The 20,432-nt window shown below is 69.0% G+C and carries 21 protein-coding genes and 2 tRNA genes; 14 read left to right on the top strand and 9 right to left on the bottom strand.

Annotation, left to right across the window (positions count from 1 at the left end; genetic code table 11):
- Positions 1-56: 56 nt before the first annotated feature.
- From MRBLWH11_RS15380 to MRBLWH11_RS15355, 6 genes are all read left to right on the top strand, one after another.
- Positions 57-128, top strand: a tRNA-Arg gene (locus MRBLWH11_RS15380).
- Positions 129-661: 533 nt separating this feature from the next.
- The gene (locus MRBLWH11_RS15375; RefSeq protein WP_116635026.1) at positions 662-1,201 is read left to right on the top strand and encodes a single-stranded DNA-binding protein; all 540 of its coding nucleotides are present in this window, start codon (positions 662-664) and stop codon (positions 1,199-1,201) included.
- Positions 1,202-1,273: 72 nt separating this feature from the next.
- Positions 1,274-1,771, top strand: coding sequence for a hypothetical protein (locus MRBLWH11_RS15370; protein WP_207769943.1), 498 nt, complete (start codon positions 1,274-1,276; stop codon positions 1,769-1,771).
- 63 nt (positions 1,772-1,834) lie between these two features.
- Positions 1,835-3,514, top strand: coding sequence for an energy-dependent translational throttle protein EttA (gene ettA, locus MRBLWH11_RS15365; RefSeq protein ID WP_116635025.1), 1,680 nt, complete (start codon positions 1,835-1,837; stop codon positions 3,512-3,514).
- A complete protein-coding gene (locus MRBLWH11_RS15360; RefSeq protein ID WP_341945457.1) occupies positions 3,514-3,990 on the top strand; it encodes a thioesterase family protein in 477 nt (158 codons plus the stop codon). Before ettA ends, MRBLWH11_RS15360 begins: the two co-directional genes overlap by 1 nt.
- Positions 3,991-4,025: 35 nt before the next feature.
- Complete coding sequence (locus MRBLWH11_RS15355) at positions 4,026-4,394, top strand: HNH endonuclease signature motif containing protein (protein ID WP_341945456.1); 369 nt, start codon at positions 4,026-4,028, stop codon at positions 4,392-4,394.
- On the opposite strand, the gene MRBLWH11_RS15350 is transcribed toward MRBLWH11_RS15355, so the two are convergent.
- The gene (locus tag MRBLWH11_RS15350; RefSeq protein WP_341945455.1) at positions 4,391-5,275 is read right to left on the bottom strand and encodes an acyl-CoA thioesterase II; all 885 of its coding nucleotides are present in this window, start codon (positions 5,273-5,275) and stop codon (positions 4,391-4,393) included. The two genes, MRBLWH11_RS15355 and MRBLWH11_RS15350, sit on opposite strands and share 4 nt — an antisense overlap.
- 50 nt (positions 5,276-5,325) lie before the next feature.
- Here MRBLWH11_RS15350 and MRBLWH11_RS15345 point away from each other — a divergent pair, with 50 nt between their 5' ends.
- Entirely contained in the window at positions 5,326-5,991 is a 666-nt protein-coding gene (locus MRBLWH11_RS15345) for a hypothetical protein (protein WP_116635021.1), read from the top strand.
- A 47-nt stretch (positions 5,992-6,038) separates the two neighbouring features.
- Here MRBLWH11_RS15345 and MRBLWH11_RS15340 read toward each other — a convergent pair whose 3' ends face one another.
- The 4 genes from MRBLWH11_RS15340 to pepN form a co-directional block, all read right to left on the bottom strand.
- Positions 6,039-7,697 (bottom strand): FAD-binding dehydrogenase, encoded by a 1,659-nt coding sequence (locus MRBLWH11_RS15340; protein ID WP_341945454.1) that lies wholly within the window; start codon positions 7,695-7,697, stop codon positions 6,039-6,041.
- Positions 7,694-8,140 carry a globin gene (locus tag MRBLWH11_RS15335; protein ID WP_341947841.1) on the bottom strand — a complete coding sequence of 149 codons (447 nt, stop codon included), beginning with the start codon at positions 8,138-8,140 and terminating at the stop codon, positions 7,694-7,696. The genes MRBLWH11_RS15340 and MRBLWH11_RS15335 overlap by 4 nt, the downstream gene beginning before the upstream one ends.
- The gene (locus MRBLWH11_RS15330) at positions 8,140-9,213 is read right to left on the bottom strand and encodes a mechanosensitive ion channel domain-containing protein (protein ID WP_341945453.1); all 1,074 of its coding nucleotides are present in this window, start codon (positions 9,211-9,213) and stop codon (positions 8,140-8,142) included. Before MRBLWH11_RS15330 ends, MRBLWH11_RS15335 begins: the two co-directional genes overlap by 1 nt.
- Positions 9,214-9,301: 88 nt before the next feature.
- On the bottom strand, positions 9,302-11,854 hold the full coding sequence (gene pepN / locus MRBLWH11_RS15325) for an aminopeptidase N (RefSeq protein WP_341945452.1): 2,553 nt from the start codon (positions 11,852-11,854) through the stop codon (positions 9,302-9,304).
- A 124-nt stretch (positions 11,855-11,978) separates the two neighbouring features.
- Here pepN and MRBLWH11_RS15320 point away from each other — a divergent pair, with 124 nt between their 5' ends.
- From MRBLWH11_RS15320 to MRBLWH11_RS15300, 5 genes are read left to right on the top strand one after another with little or no spacing between them, the layout of a single operon-like run.
- Positions 11,979-13,163, top strand: coding sequence for a ferrochelatase (locus MRBLWH11_RS15320; RefSeq protein WP_341945451.1), 1,185 nt, complete (start codon positions 11,979-11,981; stop codon positions 13,161-13,163).
- Between the two features lie 38 nt (positions 13,164-13,201).
- Positions 13,202-13,687 carry a ribose-5-phosphate isomerase gene (locus MRBLWH11_RS15315; protein WP_116635015.1) on the top strand — a complete coding sequence of 162 codons (486 nt, stop codon included), beginning with the start codon at positions 13,202-13,204 and terminating at the stop codon, positions 13,685-13,687.
- Position 13,688: 1 nt separating this feature from the next.
- Positions 13,689-14,687, top strand: coding sequence for a DNA-formamidopyrimidine glycosylase family protein (locus tag MRBLWH11_RS15310; RefSeq protein ID WP_341945450.1), 999 nt, complete (start codon positions 13,689-13,691; stop codon positions 14,685-14,687).
- Positions 14,688-14,710: 23 nt separating this feature from the next.
- Positions 14,711-15,352: an FMN-binding negative transcriptional regulator gene (locus MRBLWH11_RS15305; RefSeq protein ID WP_341945449.1), complete on the top strand. Its 642-nt coding sequence runs from the start codon at positions 14,711-14,713 to the stop codon at positions 15,350-15,352.
- A 41-nt stretch (positions 15,353-15,393) separates the two neighbouring features.
- Positions 15,394-16,845 carry an amidohydrolase family protein gene (locus tag MRBLWH11_RS15300; RefSeq protein WP_341947839.1) on the top strand — a complete coding sequence of 484 codons (1,452 nt, stop codon included), beginning with the start codon at positions 15,394-15,396 and terminating at the stop codon, positions 16,843-16,845.
- A gap of 68 nt (positions 16,846-16,913) precedes the next feature.
- Here the strand turns inward: MRBLWH11_RS15300 and MRBLWH11_RS15295 are convergent, their stop codons facing one another.
- Positions 16,914-17,399 carry a DNA starvation/stationary phase protection protein gene (locus MRBLWH11_RS15295; protein WP_116635011.1) on the bottom strand — a complete coding sequence of 162 codons (486 nt, stop codon included), beginning with the start codon at positions 17,397-17,399 and terminating at the stop codon, positions 16,914-16,916.
- Between the two features lie 130 nt (positions 17,400-17,529).
- Between MRBLWH11_RS15295 and MRBLWH11_RS15290 the strand changes: the two genes are divergently transcribed.
- The gene (locus MRBLWH11_RS15290; RefSeq protein WP_341945448.1) at positions 17,530-18,066 is read left to right on the top strand and encodes a gamma carbonic anhydrase family protein; all 537 of its coding nucleotides are present in this window, start codon (positions 17,530-17,532) and stop codon (positions 18,064-18,066) included.
- A 31-nt stretch (positions 18,067-18,097) separates the two neighbouring features.
- Positions 18,098-18,171 (top strand) — tRNA-Ile (locus MRBLWH11_RS15285).
- Between the two features lie 15 nt (positions 18,172-18,186).
- On the opposite strand, the gene MRBLWH11_RS15280 is transcribed toward MRBLWH11_RS15285, so the two are convergent.
- From MRBLWH11_RS15280 to MRBLWH11_RS15270, 3 genes are all read right to left on the bottom strand, one after another.
- Positions 18,187-18,504: a hypothetical protein gene (locus MRBLWH11_RS15280; protein WP_341945447.1), complete on the bottom strand. Its 318-nt coding sequence runs from the start codon at positions 18,502-18,504 to the stop codon at positions 18,187-18,189.
- A 145-nt stretch (positions 18,505-18,649) separates the two neighbouring features.
- On the bottom strand, positions 18,650-19,609 hold the full coding sequence (locus MRBLWH11_RS15275) for an AraC family transcriptional regulator (protein WP_341945446.1): 960 nt from the start codon (positions 19,607-19,609) through the stop codon (positions 18,650-18,652).
- Between the two features lie 88 nt (positions 19,610-19,697).
- Positions 19,698-20,423 (bottom strand): 3'-5' exonuclease, encoded by a 726-nt coding sequence (locus MRBLWH11_RS15270; RefSeq protein WP_341945445.1) that lies wholly within the window; start codon positions 20,421-20,423, stop codon positions 19,698-19,700.
- Positions 20,424-20,432 lie beyond the last annotated feature (9 nt).

The raw sequence follows: 20,432 nt of genomic DNA, 5'->3' as shown, positions 1-20,432 counted from the left end.
CGCCATACTATCGACGGGCCCGACATCGGCGACCGGGCGCGGTACGCTGTAAGCACGCCTTCGTAGCTCAGAGGAAGAGCAGCGGCCTTCTAATCCGCCGGTCGCAGGTTCGAATCCTGCCGGGGGCACTCGGCTTTCCCCATGCGCGTGACCCGCCGAGGAGCACGCACAGTCTTGCCGCTACACGCTCAGGAGTAGCGCAGCGCGGCGACGGCGTCGTCGGCCCGCCAGAACTCGCCGACGATGCGGAACGTGCCGGTCGCGAGGTGAAGACGCTCGGCGCGGTAGCGAAGTCCCAGTGGGTCGGCGACGATCCGCAGATGGCCGAGGACGCGCTCCGTGCGGTCCTGAACGCGCCACAGATGATCGGCCGCCCGGACCAGGTGTTCGCGCGCGGAGGAGAGCCGAGGCGTCGCTTAGGGAACCTCGGGCAGATAGGTGGTCAAGCTGTCGGACATCGGAACTCCTTTCTGATTCGAACATATGACCGACCACCGACATTCGGTCGCCGTCGCCGACAGGGGCTCCGAAAGCAGTCCTGCACACACCGAATCTGGCGCGGAGTGTCCACCGATCCCGTCTTCTGCGAGTTCGGGGCGCAGCGGGATGCCGCACGCTGGTGCGATCCGGGCGTTGGACCCGGTCATCGAGAGGACTGAGAATGATCGACACCGTCACCATCATCGGAAGGGTCGCCACCGATCCGACGCAGGGACAGACGACAGGAGGGGCTCCGGTCACGAACTTCCGACTCGCCAGCACGCACCGTCGGTTCGACACCGTGACCCAGGCATGGGTCGATTCGGAGACCAACTGGTTCTCGGTCGCCGCATTCCGGCAGCTGGGCGAGCACTCCAAGGCGTCGCTGCGAACCGGAGACAGCGTCATCGTCACGGGTCGGCTCCGGATCCGCAGCTGGGAGAGCAATGGCAAGCAGGGCACCAGCGTCGACATCATCGCCGACGCGATCGGGCACGATCTGCGGTGGGGGACCAGCGCGTTCCTCGCCCGCAGCCGAGCGACGCCGACGGATGCCGGCGTGCACGGGGCCGCGGAAGGACCGACGGCTGCCGATCAGCGAGTCGACACCGACCCCGGCGCAACCGACGAGCCCGACGGCGACCGAGAACTGCCCGATCTGGACATCTCGTGGGCAGAGGTGCCGGCAGGCGCCACGGCTGATCGCGTCGCCTCGCACTGAGCGCGACGAAGGGAGAGGATCGGGACCGGTCGGCGGCGCGGTCATCACGGTCGCTGCCCGTAGACTCAGCACGTGCTTCGTCGACCGGTCTCTGCGGCGCCGTTGAAGGCCGCCTCCGCCCTGGCTCTCGTTGCCGGGCTGTTCGTCCTCTCCGCCTGCGGGCCCGGTGCCGAGCCGGTCGCGTCGCCAACCGCCGAGACTTCGCCCGCACCGGACTCCGAGGCGGCGCCAGATCCGGTGCTGGTGCCAGACGGCACCGCCGAGGACAACCTCCCCGTGTTCACGCGTGTCTCGGAGAGCATCTGGACTACGGATCAGCAGGGGTCGGGTCGCGCGTACATCGACGCTCTCATCGCCGCCGGGTTCGACCGCGCAGCGATGCAGGTCACGCAAGACCTCACGACGGTCGGCAACACGGCGGAGAGCCTGCAGTTCTCGGTGCGCTGGGGCGATGACGAATGCCTGATCGGGCAGGTCGGTCCGTCGACGGGGCAGGTCGTCACGGCCGTGATGCCTCAGCTGGCGGAAGGGCGCTGCCTCGTCGGCACGACTCGCCCGATCGACTGGTGACACAGCCACGGGCCGGTAGGCTGGAGTGTCGATCTTCGACGCCAACAGAAGGAGCGGTTTTCGGTGGCTGAGTACATCTACTCGATGGTGCGTGCACGCAAGGCAGTGGGCGAGAAGCTCATCCTCGACGACGTCACCATGGCATTCCTTCCCGGCGCCAAGATCGGCATGGTGGGTCCGAACGGCGCCGGAAAGTCGACGATCCTCAAGATCATGGCGGGGCTCGACACGCCGTCGAACGGCGAGGCGAAGCTCTCGCCCGGTTTCTCTGTCGGCATCCTCATGCAGGAGCCGGAGCTCGACGAGTCGAAGACCGTGATCGAGAACATCCAGGACGGGATCGCGATCAAGGCGAAGGTCGACCGCTTCAATGAGATCTCGGCCCTCATGGCCGACCCGGACGCCGACTTCGACGCTCTCCTCGCCGAGATGGGCACGCTGCAGGAGGAGATCGACGCCGCGGACGGCTGGGATCTCGACTCGCAGCTCGAGCAGGCCATGGACGCCCTGCGCACACCGCCCGGCGACGCGGCGATCGCCCCGCTCTCGGGCGGTGAGAAGCGCCGTGTGGCGCTGGCCAAGCTCCTGCTCCAGAAGCCCGACCTGCTGCTCCTCGACGAGCCCACCAACCACCTCGACGCCGAGAGCGTCCTGTGGCTCGAGCAGCACCTTCAGGCGTACAAGGGTGCCGTGATCGCCATCACCCACGACCGGTACTTCCTCGACCATGTCGCCGAGTGGATCGCCGAGGTCGACCGCGGCCGCCTCATCGGCTACGAGGGCAACTACTCGACCTACCTCGAGAAGAAGGGCGAGCGGCTCGAGATCCAGGGCAAGAAGGATGCGAAGCTCGCCAAGCGCCTCAAGGAGGAGCTGGAGTGGGTGCGCTCCAGCGCCAAGGGGCGGCAGACGAAGTCGAAGGCCCGTCTCGCCCGGTACGAGGAGATGGCGTCGGAGGCGGAGCGGACGAGGAAGCTCGACTTCGAGGAGATCCAGATCCCCGCGGGTCCGCGTCTCGGAAGCGTCGTGATCGAGGCCAAGAAGCTCAAGAAGGGCTTCGACGAGCGCTCGCTCATCGACGGCCTCAGCTTCAGCCTGCCGCCGAACGGCATCGTCGGCGTCATCGGCCCCAACGGCGTCGGAAAGACGACCCTGTTCAAGACGATCGTGGGTCTCGAGCCTCTCGACGGCGGCGACCTCAAGATCGGCGAGACCGTCAAGATCAGCTACGTCGATCAGTCGCGGTCGAACATCGACCCGAACAAGACCCTGTGGGAGGTCGTCTCCGACGGCCTCGACTACATCACGGTCGGCAAGACCGAGATCCCGTCGCGCGCCTACGTGTCGAAGTTCGGTTTCAAGGGGCCGGACCAGCAGAAGAAGGCCGGCGTGCTCTCGGGTGGAGAGCGCAACCGCCTCAACCTCGCGCTCACGCTCAAGGAGGGCGGCAACCTCCTGCTCCTCGACGAGCCCACCAACGACCTCGACGTCGAGACGCTGAGCTCGCTCGAGAACGCGCTTCTCGAGTTCCCCGGCTGCGCCGTGGTCATCACTCACGACCGGTGGTTCCTCGACCGCATCGCGACGCACATCCTGGCGTACGAGGGCACCGACGAGAAGCCCGACCAGTGGTACTGGTTCGAGGGCAACTTCGAGTCCTACGAGGAGAACAAGATCGAGCGTCTCGGACCGGATGCCGCGAAGCCGCACCGCTCCACGCACCGCAAGCTCACGCGCGACTGATGTCATCGCCTCGCCTGCACATCCCGATCCACCTGCGCTGGGGTGATCTGGATGCCTTCAACCACGTCAACAACACCTCGATGCTCAAGCTGCTCGAGGAGGCGCGGGTCCGGGCCTTCTGGCGTGCGGGACCGGGGGAGGAGGCGCCGCAGACGGCTGTCCTCGACTCCGGCATCGAGGAGGGGATCCTCACCCTCATCGCCCGGCAGGAGATCGAGTACCTCGCTCCGGTGCCGTATCAGCGTCGCCCGCTCGAGGTGCAGATGTGGTTCGGAAAGCTCGGCGGCTCGAGCATCGAGGTCTGCTACGAGGTGCACAACGACCCTGAGGCTCAGCCGCGGACGATCTATGCCCGCTCGACGGCCGTGATCGTCCTGGTGGACGCCGCGAGCGGTCGTCCGACTCGCCTGACGCAGGAGATGCGCGACGCCTGGGAGCCCTACGTGGGCTCGTCGATCGAGTACGCGCACCGCTGACCGGATTCCGCCCGCCGGCGCGGTACCGTCGTCGTGTGCCCTCACGCCGACGATTCCCCGCCACCACGTCAGCGGCCGCGCGTGCCCGCTACGCGAAGCGACGACAGCGCCGGCTCGACAAGGTGACCAACGACCTCACCGCGTCGCAGTGGGCCGATCTCGTTGCGGCCTGGGGCGGGTGCGCGTACTGCGGAGCCCAGGGTGACGGGCTCCAGCGCGACTGCATCATGCCGATCTCGCGGGGCGGACGCTACACGCTCGAGAACGTCGTCCCCGCCTGCGCGTCCTGCAACGCGAGCAAGAGCAACAGCGAGGTCACCGGGTGGCTGCGCCGCAAGAGGCTCGACGAGCGCGCCTTCCTCGTCCGCTACGCCGAGATCCTGCCCACGCTCAACGCGGACTAGTCGGCGGGGACGCGGATCATGATCTCCTGCGCGACGCTGGCGACGAGACCGCCCTCGCCGGAGTAGATCCGTCCGGTGGCGAGTCCTCGACCGCCCCGTGCGTTCGGCGACTCCTGCACGTACAGGAGCCACTCGTCCACCCGTGCCGGGCGGTGCCACCACATCGCGTGGTCGAGGCTCGCGACCTTGAGTCCCGGCATCGCCCAGTACACACCGTGCGCCCGCAGGATCGACTCCTGGATCGTCATGTCGCTCAGGTAAGCGAGCGCGGCGCGGTGCAGCCGCTGATCGTCGGGGAGCGGTGCGCGCATGCGCATCCACACCGCCTGCCTGGCCACATGCGGATCGTCGCTCGGCAGATAGAGGGGCGAGTCGACATGGCGGATATCTGCGGCTCGTTCGCTCAGCATCCGTGCTGTCCCGCCGGGGAGCCCCGCCACGCGGTCCTCGTCCGGCGAGAGATCCTCGGGCGCCGGCACATCCTCCGGCATCGGCTCCGCATGCTCGACACCCGGATCGGCATCTTGAAAGGACGCGATCATCGAGAAGATCGGCACGCCGTTCTGATAGGCCTGGGAGCGCCGCGTCGAGAACGACCTTCCGTCGTGAATGCGGTCGACCGCGATCGTGATGCCCTGGCTCGCGTCCCCCGGCCGAAGGAAGTAGCCGTGCATCGAGTGGACGGCGCGGTCCTCGGGGAGGGTGCGCTCGGCGGCGATGAGGCTCTGTGCCAGCACCTGCCCGCCGTAGATCCGGCCGGTCGGCATCGGATGAGATGCTCCGGTGAAGATGTCCTCGGTGGTTCGCGCCTGCGTCACCTCGAGATCGAGGACATCGAGCAGTCGCTCGACCGTCTGGGCGGCGTGGTCTTCGGGGCTCATTCTTTCCTCTCCGCGACCGCGGGCACCGGTCCGTTGGTAGTTTAGAGCTCGTGCCGCATCAGCTTCTCCTCGCCGACCCCGACACTGCGAAGGACGTCCTCACGTTCGTGGGGCGGGCGACGAGGATCACCGACGACGGTGTGCGGCTGCAGGCGTCGAGGGGAGTCCTCGCGCTGACCACGGCGGCTCTGGCTCCGCACGGGCTCTTCGACAGCACGCCGACCGTCCTCGCGATGCGCATCGTGCACGCCGACCCCGAGCTCGAATGCGACATCGTGGTCGATCAGCTCGCCGCGACCGATGATCCCCTGCAGCTGACGCTCCCGGAGACCGGGCTTTCGCCCGCGTGGGCCGGGGTGGCACCGCCGCGCGGGGACTGGACGCCGGCGGCGACGCTGCCGGCGTCGATGATCGCTCAACGCGCGCAGTGGGGCATCTCCGCCGTCGCGCGTGGCGCGACACCGGGCTCGGGCGAGGAGGCCGTCCGTGCGCTGCGGGCCGCGATCTGGGGCGAACCCGACGAGGATCTCGGCGGCCTGCCCCGCGGGATCGCCTTCGCCGCAGACGCCCTGGGCTTCATCTCGGGCGAGGAGGACGTGCCCGTGATGCAGTCGGGACGGTGGACCCGCCTGGCGTTCCGGCGCGGGCACGTGCTCGCTCGCGGACCGGTCGCATCCGGTCTGACCGCCGTCCGCGATACGGGCAGCGCCGGCTAGAGCCGCCCTCCGACGTTCTTCCCGACCGTTCACGGGCCGGAAGTACTTCAGCGAGAGGCGGCGCGTCCCGCCTGGCGACCGGAGAACAGGCATCCGCCGAGGAAGGTTCCCTCCAGCGCGCGGTACCCGTGGACCCCGCCGCCCCCGAAGCCGCTGGCCTCTCCGGCCGCGTACAGTCCGGGGATGGGGACTCCTGAAGCATCGAGCGCCCGCCCGTCGAGATCGGTGTTGATGCCACCCAGCGACTTCCGCGTGAGCACATGCAGTTTGACCGCGATGAGGGGACCGGCCGCCGGATCCTGCAGGCGATGCGGCGCCGCGGTGCGGATCAGCTTGTCACCGCGGTAGCTGCGCATCGAGCGCAGCATGCCGATCTGCGCGTCCTTGGTGAAGTCGTTGTCCATCTCGAGGTCGCGGGCGACGACCTCGCGGCGGACCGCGTCGATGTCGAGAGCCTCGCCGCCCGGATGCCGCTGCATCTGCTCGAGCAGGGATTCGAGATCGCCCTCGACGATGAAGTCCTCGCCTTCGTCGAGGAACGCCTGGACGGGACCGGTCGGACCCTTCGCGAGACGGGACTTGAGCAGCAGACCGACGTCCTTGCCGGTGAGATCCGGATTCTGCTCGCTGCCCGAGAGCGCGAACTCCTTCTCGACGATGCTCCGTGAGGTCACGAACCAGGAGTGGTCGTGACCGGTCGTGCGCAGATGCGCGAGGGTGCCGAGCGTGTCGAACCCGGGGAAAAGCGGCACCGGAAGCCGCTTGCCGGTCGCATCGAGCCAGAGGGAGGACGGGCCGGGGAGGATCCGGATGCCATGCGACGGCCAGACCGGATCCCAGTTCGTGATGCCCTCAACGTAGTGCCACATCCGGTCGCCGTTGATCAGGCGGGCGCCGGCGGCCTCGCTGACGGCCTGCATCGAGCCGTCTACGTACGCCGGAACCCCGGTGAGCATGTGCTCGGGTGGCGTGCCCAGGCGCGAGGGCCACGCGGCCCGCACGAGGTCGTGGTTCCCTCCGATGCCGCCGGACGAGACGATCGTGGCGCCGGCAGAGATCTCGAAAGCGCCGATGACCTCGCGCGAGGACTCGGCGCCGCGACGCGCGCCGCTCGTCGCCAGCACCTCACCCCGTGCACCTGTGACGACCCCGTCGGTGACGATCAGCTCGGCCACGCGATGGCGCGGGAGCACCGTGAGATGCCCCTCGCGCTCTCCCTGTTCGATCGCGGCGGCGAACGGCGCGACGACCCCCGGCCCGGTTCCCCATGTGATGTGGAAGCGCGGAACCGAGTTGCCCGGCCCGAGGGCCCCGTAGCCTCCTCGTTCCGCCCAGCCGACGACGGGGAAGAACCCGACCCCGCGCTCGCGCAGCCAGGCGCGCTTCTCGCCGGCCGCGAACTGCAGATAGGCCTCCGCCCAACGCCTCGGCCATTCGTCCTCCGGGCGATCGAAGCCCGCGTTGCCGAACCAGTCCTGCGTCGCGAGCTCGAGCGAGTCCTTGATGCCCAGCCGCCGCTGCTCCGGCGAGTCGATGAAGAAGAGCCCGCCGAAGGACCACCACGCCTGTCCGCCGAGATTCGTCCGCGGCTCCTGGTCGATCAGGATCACGCGGTGCCCGGCCGCGAGGGCCTCGGCGGCGGCGACCAGCCCGGACAGCCCCCATCCGATCACCAGGACATCAGTGGACAGGGGCGTCTTCGTCATGAGTTCTCCGTTGATTCCTGACGTGATCGGGTCTCGAGCGTGGGACGCCCGCCCGTGGCGGTGCCGATCCCCGACGGCTCGAGTGTGTTCACCATGGCATAGGCGGCCCGCTCCAGGTAGTCCCAGAGCGTGGATTCGTGCAGGGGCGACAACTGCGCCTCGTCCACGGCGGTCCGCATGTGACGGAGCCAACGATCCCGCGCGTCGGGATCCACGTGGAACGGCATGTGCCGCATGCGCAGGCGTGGGTGCCCTCGCGTCTCGCCATAGGTCGTCGGGCCGCCCCAATACTGCTCGAGGAACATCAGCAGCCGCTGCTCGGCGGGCCCGAGATCCTCCTCGGGGTACATCGGCTTGAGCACGGGATCGAGTGCCACCTCGCGGTAGAACACCGAGACGATCTTCGCGAACGTCTCGTGTCCGCCGACCTCGTCGTAGAACATCACTTCTGGGGGCTCCCGTCGTCGGTCGGCTTCTTCCGCCGCCAGATCCCGCGATCCGGGATGACCGGGACTCCGGTCACGGCGTTGGGGCGGGTCCGGGGCGGATTCGCTCCGCGGACGCGACGCGCTCCGTCGAGTCCCGTCGGGGCGACCTCGACCATGCTCGGCACCGCGATCTCCTTCTCGGCCAGCGCAGCGCGAAGGCGACGGCGGAGCTCCTGCGCGACGTCGTCCTTCGCGTTGGCCCGCGCCTTGATCACGATGCGCACGACGAGCGCGTCACCGCCGATCGACTCGAGGCCCCAGAGCTCGGGCTTCTCGATGATGCGGGTGCGCCACTTGGGATCCTTGGCGAGCCCCTGCGCGGTCTCCAGCATCGTGTGCTCGACCTGTTCCAGGTCGGAATCCGCCGGTACGCCGAGATCGATGATCGCCCGCGCCCAGCCCTGCGACATGTTGCCGATGCGGGTCACTTCGCCGTTGCGCACGTACCAGAGGGTCCCGTTCACGTCGCGGACCTGGGTGATGCGCACGCTGACGTACTCGACCACGCCGCTCGCGAGGCCGAGGTCGACGACATCCCCGATGCCGATCTGGTCCTCTGCGACGATGAAGATGCCGTTGAGCACGTCCTTGACGATGTTCTGCGCGCCGAAGCCGAGACCCGCGCCGACAGCGGCCGTGAGCAGCGTCAGAGAGCCGAGGAGGCCGGGGGAGAGGGCGCTGACGACGAGGACGAGCGCGATCACGACGAGCATCACGTTCACGATGTTCTGCAGGATCGTCCCGAGCGTGCGCGTGCGCTGCACGAGTCGCATGTCCGACAGCGGCGAGCGCTCGAGCGCCTGCGTGTCGTCGACGGCCGCCTTGTTCTTGGCGGTGTCGACGATGCGATGCACCACGCGACGGATGACGACGCGCAGGATCAGCCCGATCACGATGCAGCTGACGAGGATGAGCGCGACGGTAAGCGCCTTCATGCCGACGTCGCCGAGCACGATGAGCGTCTGCTTCCACCACTCCGGGAGCTCTTCCGGCGTCGTCGGGGGTGCGTTCTCGAAGGGGATCATCATCACTCCGATCCTAGCGATCGGGCCTCTGCGCGGGCTGGATGCCGAACAGCCTCAGCGCCCGCTGCCGGACGCTGAGGCTGTACGGTGATCAGTCGTCCGCGTCGCGCGACTGCGCGGCCAGCGCGCGCTCGACGTCGGCCAGGTTCTCCAGGACGAGCCGACGCAGCGCCGGCGCGGCATCCTGGTTCTCGGCGAGCCAGGCGCGTGTGGCGTCACGCAACGCGATGTCCGCGAGTGCCGTCGGGAACAGCCCGACGACGAGGTACTGCGCGATCTGGTACGAGCGCGACTCCCAGACGGGGAGCAGCATGTCGAAGTACGCCGGCACGAACTCGCGCAGGGCCGCGGCTCCGGCGGGGTGGACGAAGCCGAGCGCTGCCGATCGGACGATCGTGTTGGGAGCATCGTCGCGTTCGACGAGCGAGGCCCACGCGGCCTTCTTGGACGCCGCGTCGGGGAGGGCGGCACGGGCCTGGGCCGCGAACTCGCCGCCCTTGGCGGTGTTGTCCGCGGCAAGGGCGGCATCGATGGACCCGGCATCCGTCGCACCGATGGTGGCGAGGCCGACGAGCAGCTGCCAGTTCAGGTCGGCGTCGATCTCGAGCCCGGGGAGGGTCTCCTCGCCGGAGCGCAGGCGCCCGACGATCCCGGCGTGCTCGGGCGTGACGAGGGCGTTCGCGAAGGCGGTGACGAACTGCAGCTGGCTGTCGCTGCCGGGCTCGGCGGCCTCGGCGAGGGCCCAGATGCCGTCGGCGACCTTCAGACGAGCGGCCTCGCGGTCGGCGGGTGCCACGTAGAGCGTCGCCGCGGTCCGCAGCTGCCCGAGCGTGGTGCGGACGGTCGTGGACTCCGTCTCGCGGCCGATGTTGCCCAGCACGAGGTCGATGTAGTCGGATGCCGGGGTCTCGGCGTCGCGCGTCTGATCCCAGGCCGCGCCCCACACCAGCGAGCGGGCCAGCGGGTCATGGATGTCGGCGAGGTGGGCGATCGCGGTGGCCAGCGACTTCTCGTCGAGACGGATCTTGGCGTAGGCGAGATCGTTGTCGTTGAGAAGCACCAGATCGGGGCGCTTGATGCCCTGCAGCTCCGGCACCTCCGTGCGGTCTCCGTCGACATCGACCTCGACGTAGTGCGTGCGCGTGAGCGATCCGTCGGTCAGCGTGTAGAAGCCGATGCCGAGGCGGTGCGGACGGATCGTCGGGTAGTCCGCCGGTGCCGTCTGGGTGACGGCGAACCGCGAGATGGTGCCGTCGCCGCCTTCGGCGATGACCGGCTCCAGGGTGTTGACGCCCGCGGTCTCGAGCCACTTCTTCGACCAGGTGCTGAGGTCGCGACCGCTCGTGGCCTCGAGCTCGGAGAGCAGGTCGCTCAGCTCGGTGTTGCCCCAGGAGTGCTTCTGGAAGTACTGCGAGACGCCGCCGAAGAACGCCTCGATCCCGACCCAGGCGGCGAGCTGCTTGAGGACGGAGCCGCCCTTGGCGTAGGTGATCCCGTCGAAGTTGACCTGCACGTCCTCGAGGTCGTTGATCTCGGCGACGATCGGATGCGTGGAGGGAAGCTGGTCCTGGCGGTACGCCCAGGTCTTCTCCATGGCGTTGAACGTGGTCCAGGCCTCGGTCCACTCGGTGGCCTCGGCGGTGGCGATGGTCGACGCCCACTCGGCGAACGACTCGTTGAGCCAGAGGTCGTTCCACCACTTCATGGTGACCAGGTCGCCGAACCACATGTGCGCCAGCTCATGCAGGATCGTGACGACACGGCGCTCCTTGACGGCGTCGGTCACCTTGCTGCGGAACACGTAGGTCTCGGTGAACGTGACGGCGCCCGCGTTCTCCATCGCGCCGGCGTTGAACTCGGGCACGAAGAGCTGGTCGTACTTCGCGAACGGATACGGCACGCCGAACTTCGACTCGTAGTAGGCGAAGCCCTCGCGGGTCTTGTCGAAGATGTAGTCCGCATCGAGGTGCTGCCACAGGCTCTTGCGGCCGTAGACGCCGAGGGGGATGACCCGGCCGGACGCGCTCGTCAGCTCCGAGAATGTCGATTCGTACGGCCCTGCGACGAGCGCCGTGATGTACGAGGAGATGCGGGGAGTGGGCTCGAAGCCCCAGGTCGCGATCGAGTCGTCGTCGTGGACGATCGGCTCGGGCGTCGGCGAGTTGGAGACGACCTTCCACGCCGAAGGCGCCGTGATCGTGAACTGGAACGTGGCCTTCAGATCGGGCTGCTCGAAGACCGCGAACACGCGACGGGAGTCCGGGACCTCGAACTGGGAGTAGAGGTAGACCTCGTCGTCGACCGGATCGACGAAGCGGTGCAGTCCCTCTCCGGTGTTCGTGTACAGGCAGTCCGCGTCGACGACCAGCACGTTCTCCGCCTGGAGCCCCGTGAGGGCGATGCGCGAATCGGCGAAGACCTCGTCGGGATCGAGCTGCTCGCCGTTGAGGGAGATCTCGCGGACCTCGCGCGCGATCAGATCGATGAAGGTGAAGCTCTCAGGGGTCGCGCTGAAGCGCACGACGCTGCGGGAGCCGAAGACCTCGGCACCCTTGGTCAGATCGAGGGCCACCTCGTACGACTGGGTGTCGACGACGTCGCGGCGCTCCTGCGCTTCGATGCGGGTGAGGTTCTCTCCAGGCACAGATGTACTCCCAGGGGTGAGGGGATGTCACCGGAGTCGGGCGCAGTTGGCGCCGACGGCAACCCTGACAGCCTACGCCAGAGCAGCGGACGCCCTCACGCCGGAGAGGTGAAAGGATGGGAGAGTGACTGCGATCGAGCCGAACACCGTCCTCTTTGCCTCGCCTGCCGCTGCCGGCGGTGCCCCCTTCGTGACGACCCCGGTCGCGTACGACGGCATCCTGCTGGCGGGCTTCGGGGGACCGGAGGGGCAGGACGACGTGATCCCGTTCCTCCGCAACGTCACGAGAGGGCGTGGCATCCCGGACGAGCGCCTGGAGGAGGTCGCACACCACTATCGCCACTTCGGCGGTGTGAGCCCGATCAACGGCCAGAACCGTGTGCTCAAGGAGGCGCTGGAGGCGGAGCTGGCTGCTCGCGGGATCGACCTCCCCGTCTACTGGGGCAATCGGAACTGGGCCCCGTATCTCGACGAGGTCGTCACGGAGGCCTCGGCCCAGGGGCACAACACGCTCCTCGCCTTCGCGACGAGCGCCTACAGCTCGTTCTCCAGCTGCCGTCAGTACCGCGAGGACTTCGCACGGGTCCTGGAGGACACCGGCCTGGGCGAGACCGTCACGATCGACAAGATCCGCCCCTTCTACGACCACCCGGGCTTCGTCGAGGCCTTCGAGACCGGGGTGCGCGAGGCCGTCGAGGGCTTCCTCGCCGCGGGCATCGCCGCCTCCGACATCCAGATCCTCTTCTCGACGCACAGCATCCCCACGGCCGACGCGGAGCGGTCGGGCGCGCGTGACATCGACTGGGGTGAGGGCGGAGCCTATGCGGCGCAGCACCTGGCGGTGGCCGCGTGGGTCATGGATCGCGTCCGCGCGAGCGTGCCTGCTGCGGCGGACGTCTCCTGGGAGCTCGTGTACCAGTCGCGTTCCGGGCCCGCATCCCAGCCCTGGCTCGACCCCGACGTCTGCGACGTGATCGGCGAGCTGCCCGCCCGCGGGCGCAAGGCCGTGGCCGTCGTCCCCGTCGGGTTCATGAGCGATCACATGGAGGTCCTGTGGGACCTCGACACGGAGGCGGCCGAGGCCGCGGAAGAGGCGGGGCTCGCGTTCACGCGCACTCCCACGCCGGGTGTCTCCCCGTCGTTCGTGGCCGGGATCGTCGATCTGATCGAGGAGCGGCTCCAGGGCCGGCCCAACGAGGAGCGCGCGCACGTCACCGCGCTCCCGGGCGGCTTCGACGTCTGCCGTCCCGGATGCTGCGAGAACATCCGCGCGGGATTCAAGCCGGCCGCCGCGGGCGTCGCACCCTGACATCCCGTCCGGCGTCCGCCGCTTCTAGGATGGGAGCCATGCGCATCCACATCGCCACCGACCACGCAGGTCTCGACTTCTCCACGCAGCTGCAGGACCACCTGCGCAGCGGCGGACATGACGTCATCGATCACGGTCCGATCGTCTACGACGCCGTCGACGACTACCCCGCGTTCTGCATCCGAGCGGCGCAGGCGGTCGTCGCCGACCAGGCGGCGGGGGTGGAGGCGCTCGGCATCGTGTTCGGCGGCTCCGGCAACGGCGAGCAGATCGCGGCGAACAAGGTGCAGGGCATCCGGGCGGCTCTCGTGTGGAACCTCTCGACGGCGGAGCTGGCGCGCGAGCACAACGACGCCAACGTGATCTCGATCGGCGCACGGCAGCACACCTACGAGGAGGTGACCGCGCTGATCGACCGGTTCATCGCGACGCCGTTCTCCGGTGAGGAGCGCCATGTGCGTCGGATCGGACAGATCGCGGACTTCGAGCGCGACGGCTCGCTCCTCCCGGACCCGAGGGGCTGACATGCCCGAGGGGCATTCCGTCCACCGCATCGCCCGACAGTTCGACCGGAACTTCGTGGGCAAGACCCTGCGGGCCTCGAGTCCGCAGGGACGGTTCGCCGAGGGCGCGGCCGTTCTCGACGGTCGGGCCGTGGTGAGCGTCAAGGCCGTGGGCAAGCAGATGTTCCTCGAGGCGGAAGGCGACCTCTGGCTGCGCGTGCACCTGGGCCTCTACGGCGCGTGGGACTTCGCGGGGGAGATCCTCCTCGACCCCACGATCGCCTCTGCCAACGGCCGGATGGGGCAGACCAATCAGCGCGGCACCGTCCTGGACGAACCGATCCTCGACGGTGCCGGAGAGAACTCCCTGTCCTCGATCGGCGCCCCGCGGCGCACGCGCGTGCATGTGCGGATGTCGGAGCAGACCAAGGGTCTGGCCGACGACGGCATGCAGTGGCCGCCTCCGATCGTCGGTCAGGTGCGCCTGCGGCTGATGACCGACATCACGGCGGCCGACCTGCGCGGGCCGACCGCCTGCGTCCTCCAGACTCCTGACGAGATGCTGGCGACCGTCGCGAAGCTCGGCCCCGATCCGCTCGTCGGAGATCCGGTCGAGAACGAGGAGCGGTTCGTCCGAGCCGTCGGCAAGACGCAGACCGTCATCGCGCTGCTGCTGATGGACCAGTCGGTCGTGAGCGGCATCGGCAACGTCTACCGTGCGGAGATGCTCTACCGACAGCGCCTCAACCCGCACACACCCGGCCGCGACGTGCCGGAGGAGATCGTCCGCGCGCTGTGGCACGACTGGGTGCGGCTGCTCGCGATCGGCGTCGAGACCGGCCAGATGATGACGATGGATGATCTGTCGCCGGACGAGTACCGGGCCGCCATGGCGAGCCGAGACGATCGCCACTGGGTCTATCACCGTGCAGGTCTGCCGTGCCGCGTGTGCGGCACCGAGATCGCTCTCGAGGAGATCGGCGCGCGCAAGCTGTACTGGTGTCCTCGCTGCCAGGCGTGACCGACCCGCTCTAGGCTGGATTCATGCGACAGAATCCGAGCTTCACCCTGGCCGACGTCACCGAGATGCGTCGCGTGGTCGACGCCAATCCGTGGGCGAACATCGTCAGCGCAGGTGAAGATGGACTCGTCGCCTCGCACTACGTGGTGCTGCTGGACGATTCGCGGGACGACCTCACGGTCGTGGGTCACGTCGGTCGCCCCGACGACCTGATCCACGGCATGGGGGACCGCGAGCTGCTGGTGATCTTCCAGGGGCCGCACGGCTACGTGTCGCCCGGCTGGTACGGCGATGTGCAGGCGGTTCCGACCTGGAACTACACGGCCGTGCACCTCTCCGGCGTGCCGGAGATCCTGAGCGACGAGGAGAACCTCGAGGTGCTCGATCGTCTGGTCCAGCGCTTCGAGGAGCGGATGCCGGATCCCCGGCTGATGTGGGAGCGACCGAACGACCCTGCTTTCGTGCAGCGTCTGGCCGCCGGCACGGTGGGCTTCCGCCTGACGCCGACGCGGGTGGTCGCGAAGCGGAAGCTCAGCCAGAACAAGCCGGCGGAGACGATCGAGGCGGTGATCTCCGCGCTGTCGGAGGACGGTCCGTACGCGAACCGCGAACTCGCCGCGGAGATGCGCCGCGCGCAGGACGCGCGCACGGGAGCACAGCGTTGACCGAGCGGGAGACGGTCGTCGGTACCGTCCGAGCCGCACGGATCGCGGGCCCCGGCCGCGAGTTCCTGATCGATGACGAACCGGTCGACATCTTCCTCGAGGACGGTCGGATCGCCGACATCGCGCCGACCGGGGCGCTGTCGGCCAGAGGCGAGGTCGTGGATGCGGGCGGCGCCTGGGCGATCCCGGGGCTCTGGGACAATCACGTGCACACCGTGCAGTGGGCGCTGGCCGAGGAGCGCGCACCGCTCGGAGAGGCTGGCTCGGCCGCGGCGGCAGCACAGCTCATGAGCGAAGCGCGGCTGCTCCCGGACGGACGACGTGTGGGCAGCGGTTTCCGGGATGCGCTCTGGACGGATGCACCGTCCCTCGAGCTCCTGGATGCTGCGACAGGAGCCGTGCCCGCCTATCTCATCAACGCCGACGTGCACAGCGTGTGGCTGAACTCCGCCGCGCTCGCCCGCGAGGGATTCCGGAGCCCGGACGGGATGCTGCGCGAAGAGGACGCGTTCGAGATCTCCCGGCGTCTCAACGCCGCCGATCCCGTGCACGGCGACCGGGCGGTGCGGAGCGCGGGTGAACGCGCCGCAGCGCGAGGCATCACCGGCCTCGTCGACTTCGACATGGCCTGGAACGCCGACGCCTGGCCACGACGGGTCGCCGCCGGGCTCGCCGCGCATCGCGTCGAGTTCGCGGTATACCCGTTCGACCTCGATCGAGCGATCGCGTCCGGTCTGCGGACAGGCGAGGTCCACGAGGACCCTGACGGCCCGGAAGCGGGACGCGGACTCATCCGCGTGGGCTCCCTCAAGGTGATCACCGACGGCTCGCTCGGCACCAGGACGGCCGCGTGTTCGCACGCCTATCCCGGCGACCCGCACGACTTCGGGATGCTGACGGTCTCGCCGGACGCACTGGTGGAGCTGCTGACCCGCGCCACCGGCGCCGGTCTGGCCGCCGCGGTGCACGCGATCGGCGACCGCGCGACGACCTCGGCGCTCGACGCCTTCACGGTCGCCGGGGCTGTCGGCACCATCGAGCACGCGCAACTCGTGCGCCACGCCGATCTCGCCCGGTTCGCGCGGCTCGGCGTCGCCGCGAGCGTGCAGCCGCAGCACGCGCTCGACGACCGCGACCTCGTGGCGCGGCACTGGGCGGAGCAGACGGCGATCAGCTACCCGCTCGCGTCGTTGCGCAATGCCGGAGCGGAGCTGCGGTTCGGCTCCGATGCGCCCGTCGCGGACCTCGACCCGTGGCAGGCGATATCCGCCGCCGTATCCCGGACCGACGACGACCGCGCACCCTGGCATCCCGAGGAGACGCTGACGGTCGATCAGGCGATCGAGGCGAGCGTGCGTTCCGCACTCCGACCGGGCGAGGTCGCCGACATCGTGCTCTGCGGCGAGGACCCGCGCACGGCGACAGCACCGGGTCTGCGTGAGATGCCGGTCGTCGCGACGATTCTCGGCGGACGCGTCACCTACGCGCAGTAGCGGACTCCGCACACGCGAAAGGGCGGGCCCCGGTGATACCGAGGACCGCCCTTCCGAGTGCTGCTGCGTCAGGCCGCGATGTGCGAGACGAGGAACCAGCGGTCCTTGTCGAGGCCGCGCTGGATCTCGATCGCGACGTCCTGGCTCGTCAGGTCGACCTCGTCGAGGCCGTCGACGGCGGCGCGGACATCGACGAGGATGGCATCGATATCGGCGATGACGGCACGGATGAGCTCGTCCGACTGGGTGAAGCCGGCGGGGACACCCGTCGCTCCGGCCTTCGCCGCCACAGCGCTCACGCGGGCGTCGATCGGGAGCCCGAGGGCGACGATGCGCTCCGCGGCGGTGTCGGCGAAGTCACCCGCGTGGGCGACGATCGTGTCGAGCAGCTCGTGGACGCCGACGAAGTTCGCGCCACGGACGTGCCAGTGGGCCTGCTTGCCGTTGACGGTCAGCGCCTGGAGGCCGAGCACGACGGGGGAGAGGAACTGCGCGGCGCCGGCGGCGACGGTCGGGTCGACAGCGGTGGTGGAAACGGTCTGTGCCTTGCTCATCTTCTGCTCCTCAAGAGGGAAATCTCGTATCTGTTGAAGACAACGCTACTCACGCTCAGACATTCCGCAAGCAAGCTGAGGCTCGGCTCACTTCCGCGTGATTCCGCGGAAGTGAGGGTAGTCTCACCTCATGACCATCGCCTCAGACGCCTCCGTTCTCGCTCTGCCGAACAGCACGCCGTCGATCGACGCCTCCGCGTTCGTCGCGGCCGGCGCGCGCGTCGTCGGCGACGTCGCCCTCGCGGCCGGCGCCAGCGTCTGGTACAACGCGGTGCTCCGCGGTGACTCCGCCGGGATCGTCATCGGGCCGGGCAGCAACGTGCAGGACAACGTGTCGGTGCACGTGGATGCCGGCCACCCCGTGGTCGTGGGATCGAAGGTGTCGATCGGACACAACGCGGTCGTGCACGGCTGCACCATCGGCGACGGCTCGCTCATCGGAATGGGGTCGGTGATCCTCAGCGGTGCCGTGATCGGCGAGGGATGCCTGATCGCGGGCGGCGCCGTCGTGCTCGGCGGCACGGAGATCCCGGCGGGGTCCCTCGTCGCCGGCGTCCCCGCGAAGGTGCGCCGGTCGCTCAGCGAGGAGGAGCGTGCCGGGTTGGTCGCCAACGCCGAGATCTACCTGGGCCACCTGCAGACGCACGCCGCCGCGTCTCCGGTGTGACCCGGACCGGCCGCTAGGCTGGAGCGCGTACGGGGCGGTGGCCAAGCTGGTTAAGGCAGTGGGCTCATAACCCAACGATCGCGGGTTCAAGTCCCGCCCGCCCTACCGTTCGTGATGTCGTCAGTCGGACGCGGCGCTCTCGAGATGCTCGTCGACGAGCATCATGCCTCCGCTGGAGTTCGCGGAATGCGCGAGATCCTCGATCCAGCTGCGACTGAGCTCCGGTGTCTCCGGCTCCTGGAACACGAAGCGGAGCGGGATGGAGGGATGCAGCCAGAGGGTCGATCGTCCGGGCGTGTCGCCCTCCGGATGCCGCCACGACAGCGTGAAGCTCTCATTGCGCCGGAGCTTGGTGGCGATCACGACCTTGAGATGAGCGAGCGCGCGGTCCTCGATCTGGATCGGATCCTGGGCATCGCCGTAGTAGAGGCTTCCCATCTGTCAGCAGGCGTCTCGAGAGATGACGGGCGCGTGGCTCATGGAACTCCTCGGGAGACGGCAGTGCGGACCGACGAGCAGTCGGGGGATGGTTGAACTCTAGTCAACGCGCGAGACCGCCCCGACCACGGAGCGGAACCCACCGTCACGGACGAACAGAGTCTTCGTCTGGTGTCACGTGGAGGACAGGATCCAAGGCGAGGGAGGGAGCCTCGCCGTACGCCTCCCGATAGGCCGCGGTGAAGCGAGACGGATGACTGAAGCCCCAGCGTCGAGCGATCGCCCGGACGGACACGCCCTCGCCCCGTTCGAGATCCCGGCGAGCACCGTCGAGACGCGCGCGTCGCAGGGCGTCGGTCGGAGTGATGTCCAGGGCGCGACGGAACGCGTACTGGAGGCCTCTCGTCGAGATGAAGGACGCGTTCGCGACGTCATCGACGGTGATCGGCAGATGCGCGTTCTCCTCGATGTAGGAGAGCGCGCGCCGCACGGTCATCGGCGCGCCGGAGCGCTGCGGCGGTCGCCGCATCGACTCCGCCAGCGTCGTGGGGAACGTGGACAGCGTCATCATCAGCGCGTGCCGCTCGAACTCGGACAGGAGGATGCGATCGTCGCCGGTCTCGTCCCCCAGGGAGGAGTCGAGGTAATGGAACACCCGCTCCCACTGCGCTGCCGCGGCTGCCGAGCGGGGGGCGAGGCCGAGGGCGCGCAACTCGATGCCGTCGTCGCCTGTCAACTGCCTGGCGCGTTCCTGCGCCGCCTCGCGGTCGAACACGAGCGCCCTGACGCGCGCCGAACGGCTCCACTGCGCGTGAACCCGAGCGCCGTCGGTCAACCAGGGCAGGCGGGCGTCGAGTGTCCGGCCTTCCGACCAGACGTGGACGTCGGGGGAGTCGACGCGACACACCAGGAGCTGGTCGTGCGGTTCGGCGGCGGAGCGGACCTGCGCCGCGAGGTCGTATCGGACGAGCGTCGCGCTCCCGAGATCGGCGGATCGCCAGTCGAAACGGAACCGCTCAGGGTCCACCTTCTGCAGCGCCGCGGACGGCACGAACTGCTGCCATGTGGACTCCACGTCATCGACGTTCCTGGACGTGAACCGCATCGCCTGCTTCCTCCTCGCACTGCACGACATGGGCGCCATTGTGGAGAGTAGTCGAATCGACGGCGTCGAGAGAAGTCGCGGCCGGCGGTCAGTCCGTCGTGGGCGGCGACGTGCGCACGGGCCAGGCGCCGTCGAGGTGCTGTTCCGGCTCGAGGCGCCCGACGCTGATGAAGTACTCCGTCAGGCTTGCAGCCTGCGACCGAGCCCAGCCGATCTGACGGGTGTGGAGCTCGGTGAGCGTCGGAGGGAGGGAGAACTGGCGTGCCAGCGCCTGAGGCACGCGGCCGGCGGCGATCGCGTCGGCCGACGCCTCATGTGCATCGTCGAGAGGGACCGCGTAGTGCTCGGCGACGACCTCGAGGGTTCGCTTGCCGCGGCGGTAGCGGTCGTAGGCCTTGTCGATGACGAACGGATCGATGACGGGGGCGGGGTCGACGAGCGGCTCGATCCCGTGCCTGGTGGCTTCGTGGGCGAGCAGGGAGAAGTCGTAGGCGGCGTTGTAGGCGACGACAGGAACCCCCTGCCCGAGGAGGGAACGCAGGGCGGCCGTGACCTCGGCGATCACCTCGGGCGCCGGCCGACCGTGCTCGCGCGCGTATCCGGTCGTGATGCCGTGCACCGCCGTCGCGCCGTCCGGGATCGCGATGCCGGGATCGGCGAGCCAGGTGCGCGCCGCGATCTGACGGCCCTCGGCGTCGAGGACCCCCACGTGCGCGCTGACCACACGGTCGGAAGCGACGTCGATGCCGGTCGTCTCGAGGTCGAACACCGCGACGCGGGTGAGCCAGGCGGGAAGCGCAGGACCGGGTGACATGCCCTCACC

The sequence above is a fragment of the Microbacterium sp. LWH11-1.2 genome, from assembly GCF_038397745.1.
Classification (GTDB): domain Bacteria; phylum Actinomycetota; class Actinomycetes; order Actinomycetales; family Microbacteriaceae; genus Microbacterium.
This window is presented reverse-complemented; position numbering and strand designations above follow the sequence as displayed.